The sequence below is a fragment of the bacterium genome (genome assembly GCA_030654305.1).
Classification (GTDB): domain Bacteria; phylum Krumholzibacteriota; class Krumholzibacteriia; order LZORAL124-64-63; family LZORAL124-64-63; genus PNOJ01.
Genome location: JAURXS010000183.1, coordinates 1 through 4,776, shown reverse-complemented (window position 1 = coordinate 4,776; position 4,776 = coordinate 1). Strand labels below are relative to the sequence as shown.

Annotated in this window: 7 protein-coding genes; 4 read left to right on the top strand and 3 right to left on the bottom strand. The window is 70.7% G+C overall.

From position 1 onward, the window contains the following. Positions 1-336, bottom strand: a 336-nt coding sequence (locus tag Q7W29_04895) for a hypothetical protein (GenBank protein MDO9171152.1), incomplete at its 3' end; no start/stop codon positions are given. Positions 337-523: 187 nt separating this feature from the next. On the opposite strand from Q7W29_04895, the gene Q7W29_04890 reads away from it, so the two are divergent. The 3 genes from Q7W29_04890 to bamE are packed head-to-tail and all read left to right on the top strand — an operon-like array spanning position 524 to position 1,758. Continuing rightward, positions 524-880, top strand: a complete 357-nt coding sequence (locus Q7W29_04890) for a DMT family protein (protein ID MDO9171151.1) — start codon at positions 524-526, stop codon at positions 878-880. Positions 881-916: 36 nt separating this feature from the next. Beyond that, positions 917-1,420: a peptidylprolyl isomerase gene (locus tag Q7W29_04885; protein ID MDO9171150.1), complete on the top strand. Its 504-nt coding sequence runs from the start codon at positions 917-919 to the stop codon at positions 1,418-1,420. Next, positions 1,417-1,758, top strand: a complete 342-nt coding sequence (gene bamE / locus Q7W29_04880; protein MDO9171149.1) for an outer membrane protein assembly factor BamE — start codon at positions 1,417-1,419, stop codon at positions 1,756-1,758. The genes Q7W29_04885 and bamE overlap by 4 nt, the downstream gene beginning before the upstream one ends. Positions 1,759-1,834: 76 nt before the next feature. On the opposite strand, the gene rocD is transcribed toward bamE, so the two are convergent. Further along, complete coding sequence (gene rocD, locus Q7W29_04875; GenBank protein MDO9171148.1) at positions 1,835-3,031, bottom strand: ornithine--oxo-acid transaminase; 1,197 nt, start codon at positions 3,029-3,031, stop codon at positions 1,835-1,837. A gap of 434 nt (positions 3,032-3,465) precedes the next feature. Between rocD and Q7W29_04870 the strand changes: the two genes are divergently transcribed. Next, the gene (locus tag Q7W29_04870) at positions 3,466-3,822 is read left to right on the top strand and encodes a transcriptional regulator (GenBank protein ID MDO9171147.1); all 357 of its coding nucleotides are present in this window, start codon (positions 3,466-3,468) and stop codon (positions 3,820-3,822) included. Positions 3,823-3,842: 20 nt separating this feature from the next. Here Q7W29_04870 and glgP read toward each other — a convergent pair. Then, positions 3,843-4,776 (bottom strand): alpha-glucan family phosphorylase (gene glgP, locus Q7W29_04865; protein ID MDO9171146.1); only part of this gene is annotated, 934 nt, incomplete at its 5' end.

The following is a 4,776-nucleotide window of genomic DNA, read 5'->3' as shown; positions in this document are numbered from 1 at the left end:
CGTGCCGGAACGCGCCGGCGGCGGCCGGGAGCCGGCCGCGTAGCCCAGGCTCAGGAGCTTGCGGGCCGCGGCGCGCTGGACCCGGCTCAGCGGGTGGGATGAACCGTCGTCGTCGGCGTCCATGACGGACCACTGGCCCGGCAGGTCGTGTCCGCGAGGCGGGGGGTTCAGGCGGCGCGCGGCGGCGTCGGCGAAGCGCATCGGGAAGGAATCGCGGCCGCCGATCAGGACGGCGGCGCCGGCGGCGGTGGCCAGGATCGCGATCGCCCACAGCAGGGCGGCCGCCCGGCGAGGGGGGGGCGCGTCCGCCGAGCGTGGCCGACCGGGTCGGAACATGGGCGATCATCCGTTCACTGGCGCTGGGACCGTAGCCGGGCGCAGCATAGCACGACCGACCGGCGCGGTCATGCCGGATCGGGCGGTCGGACGCCCGGCCCGCTTGACGCCCCGGTCCTCTTGACGACCCCCGCCCCCGCCCTTATGGTGCGCGGATACCCGCCCCCCGAAAGGACGCCCCGGCGCCATGCCCCGCACCATCGCCGTCACGACGGCGCTGCTGGTCTGCAGCAACGTCTTCATGACCTTCGCCTGGTACGCGCACCTGAAGAACCTGTCGCACCGGCACTGGCTCGTCGCCGCGCTGGTCAGCTGGGGGATCGCGCTGTTCGAATACCTGCTGCAGGTGCCGGCCAACCGCATCGGTCACGCCGAGTTGAACCTGGGGCAGCTCAAGATCCTGCAGGAGGTCGTCACCCTGGCGGTCTTCGTGCCGTTCTCGGTCCTGTACATGAAGGAGCCGCTCCACCGGGACTACCTGTGGGCGGCGCTCTGCATCCTGGGCGCGGTGTTCTTCGTCTTCCGTCACCGCTTCGCGGCCTGAGCCCGCGCCCCCACGACGTTCCCCACGGGAGGTCCCATGTCCGACAAGCAGTGGCCCGCGCCGCCCGAGATGCGCATCGACACCGACAAGACCTACCACGCCGTCATCGCCACCGAGCGCGGCGAGATCGAGCTGGAACTGCACGCCGAGCACGCGCCGCGCACGGTCAACAACTTCGTGTTCCTGGCCCGCGAGGGCTTCTACGACGGTGTGGTGTTCCACCGCGTCATCGACGACTTCATGATCCAGGGCGGCGACCCCACCGGCACCGGCCGCGGCGGCCCGGGCTACAAGTTCGGGGACGAGTGCCGCGGCAACCCGCTGCGCCACGGCGCCAAGGTGCTCTCGATGGCCAACTCCGGCCCCGACACCAACGGCAGCCAGTTCTTCATCACCCACTGCCCGCAGCCCCACCTCGACGGCCGCCACACGGTCTTCGGCACGGTGGTCCGCGGCCACGACGTCGTGGACGCCGTCCGCCAGGGCGACGCCATGACCCGGGTCGAGATCCGCGAGCAGCTCAAGGAGGGCGTCGAATGAAGGCGCCGCGCGTCCGCTCCCTCCGTTTGGCCGTCGCGTTCGTCGCGGTCGCCATCATCGCGGTCGCTGCCTTCGCGGGCGGCTGCGCCACCGTCGGCCACGAGTTCCCATCTTCCGGGGTCGCGCAGATCCGCATGGGCCAGACCACGCAGCAGGAGGTGAAGGCGCTGTTCGGCGAGCCCTGGCGCACGGGCGTCGAGGACGGCCGGCCGACCTGGACCTACGGCCGCTACCACTACCAGGTTTTCGGCGAGACGCAGACCAAGGACCTGATCGTGCGCTTCGACGAGCAGAACCGGGTCCACTCGTACACGTTCAGCACGACGGAGCCGCAGTAGGCTCGCCGGCGCGATGCGAAAAAAGGAACCCGGGCCGCCGCCGGCCCGGGTTCCTGCGTTCCGCGCGCGACCGCGCTCAGCCCAGCTGTTTGAAGACCTTCGCGATGCGCTTGACGGCCCAGTTGACGTCCTTGCGGGTGATCGTCAGGGGCGGCGCGATGCGGATGACCTTCTCGTGCGTCTCCTTGCAGAGCAGCCCCTCGGCCATCAGCGCCTCGCAGTAGGGCCGCGCGGGCCGGTCCAGCACGACGCCGATCCACAGGCCCGTGCCGCGCACGGTCTTGATGCTCTTGGCGTCGATCTTCTTCAGTTCGGCCATGAAGTGCTCGCCCTGCTTGAGCGAGTTCTCGACGAGCTTCTCCTCGACGATGACCTTGAGCGCCTCGCGCGCGACGGCGCAGCCCAGCGGGTTGCCGCCGAAGGTCGAGCCGTGGTCGCCGGGATGGAAGACGCCCATGACCTCGTCGTTGGCCAGGAAGGCGCTGACGGGGTAGAAGCCGCCGCTGAGCGCCTTGCCGACGATCATCCCGTCGGGCTTCACACCCTCCCACTCGTGGGCGAACATCCGGCCGGTGCGGCCCAGGCCGCTCTGGATCTCGTCGACGATCAGCAGCACGTTGTTCGCGCGGCAGATCTCCTCGGCCTTCTTCAGGAAGCCCTGCGGCGGCATCACGATGCCGGCCTCGCCCTGGATGGGCTCCACCAGGAACGCGCAGGTGTTGGGCGTGATGGCCGCGGCCAGCGCGGCCGCGTCGCCGAAGGGGACGACCTTGAAGCCGGGCGTGAAGGGCCCGAACCCGTCGCGGTACTGCGGCTCGGTGCTGAAGCCGACGATGGTCGTGGTGCGGCCGTGGAAGTTGTCGGCGCAGACGACGATCTCGGCCTGGTCGGCGGGGATGCCCTTGACCTTGTAGCCCCACTTGCGGGCGGCCTTGACCGCGGTCTCGACGGCCTCGGCGCCCGTGTTCATCGGCAGCGCGCGAGTGAAGCCCGTCAGTTCGGTCAGCTCGCGGGTGAAGTGGGGGAGCTGGTCGTTGCGGAAGGCGCGGCTGGTGAGCGTCACGCGCGCGGCCTGGCGCCGGAACACCTTCAGCAGGCGCGGGTGGCAGTGGCCCTGGTTCACCGCGCTGTAGGCGGCCAGGCAGTCCAGGTAGCGCTTCCCCTCCACATCCTCCACCCAGATGCCGTCGGCCCGCGCGATCACGAGATCCAGCGGATGGTAGTTGTGGGCGCCGTACCGGTCCTCCAACTCGATGTACTTGCGGGTCTTCATCGCGGCCTCCAGGCAGGTGATGGGTTCGCGCCCTGTGCGGGCCATGTATGGACAGCGGCAGCGCCGCGTCGCACCCAAGATACAAGGCGCCCCGACGCCGCTCAAACCCGGGTGCGATAATTTCGGCGCTGGGTGATCTTTATACTTGAAATATCAAAGTACTTGGGTTATTCAAGTATATGCGCCGCGGGATCCAAGGATGGAAACCGGCGCGCGCGGTCGGTTCAGCCGACACAGACAGCCAGGTCGATGGCGTGAGAGACCGCCGGGTCCGGACGGAGCGCCGGTGAAGGCCGCGGACCCTGTTCACAGGGCGGGGAAGGATCCCCGACCGGCACCCTCTCGGGGGACCGCGCAGGCAGGATGCCGGCGCGGTCCTCCTGACGCCGCGACCCCGAGCACGAGGCGGACCACGGAGGCAAGGAGGCCCCAGCGTGCGCCGCGACCCGCCGTACCCGCCGCCCGGCGGTGACGGCCAGCCCACCGTGCCGCCGACGCCCCTGGCCCCGTTGATCCACGGCCGGGCGCGGTTGCTCGTCATGTCCCACCTGATGCGGTCCGGCGCGACCGCGTTCACTGAACTGCGGGCCCTGCTGGGCTTGACCGACGGCACGCTGTCGGTCCACCTCGCCACCCTGGAGCAGGGGGGGGCCGTGGAGATCGTCAAGGAGTTCGTGGGGAAGAAGCCGCGGACCGTGGTCCGGCCGACGCCGGCCGGGCGCGAGATGTTCGCGCGCTACGTCGCCGAGCTGAAACAGATCGTCCCCGGGCTCTCGCCCGGGGACGCTTGACGCGATCGCGGTCGCGCGGCTCAGTCGTCCATCGCGCAGGGCAGGTAGAAGCGGCCGGCGTACTCGTCGACCATCCGCTCGGTGCTGAAGCGCGGGGCCACCGAACTCATGGCGTGCTGCATGCGCTCGATCCAGGCACGGGGCAGGCCGTCGGGTCCGCGGTCGTAGAACATCGGCACCACGACCTTCTCGAGCAGCTCGAACAGCTCGTCGGCGTCGCGGGCGTCCTGCGTGGCCTCGTCCACGCCGTGGTCGTCGCCGAAGGCCCAGCCGTTGCGCCCGTCGTAGCCCTCGCACCACCAGCCGTCGAGCACCGAGAGGTTCAGGGCGCCGTTGGCGGCCGCCTTCATGCCCGAGGTGCCGCTGGCCTCCAGCGGGCGGCGCGGCGTGTTCAGCCAGATGTCCGCGCCCTGCACCATGCGGCGCGCCAGGGCGATGTCGTATCCCTCCAGCACCACCAGCCGGCCGCGCAGCGCCGGGATGCGCGACAGTTCCCAGACGCGCTGGATCAGCAGCTTGCCCGGCTCGCTGCGCGGGTGGGCCTTGCCGGCCATCAGCATCTGCACGGGCCGGTCGGCGTTCGTCAGCAGTCGCACGAAGCGGTCGGGATCGCTCATCAGCAGCGTGGCCCGCTTGTACTCGGCGAAGCGGCGGGCGAAGCCGATGGTCAGCGTGTGCGGTTCGAACACGCGGGCGACGTCGGCGATCTCCGCCGCCGGCGCTCTGTTGCGCTCGAGCTGGCGCTGCAGACGCCGACGGACGCCCCCGATCAGTTCGGTGCGCAGGTGCTCGTGCACCCGCCAGAGGCGATCCGGCGCCGGCGCGCCGGCGCCCGCCTCGCGCCGCAGGGTCTCGATCTCCGGCGCCGTCCAGCTGGGCAGGTGCACGCCGTTGGTCACGCTGGTGATGGGCACCTGGGCGACCGTCCGGTCGGGCCAGAGGTGCTGCCACATC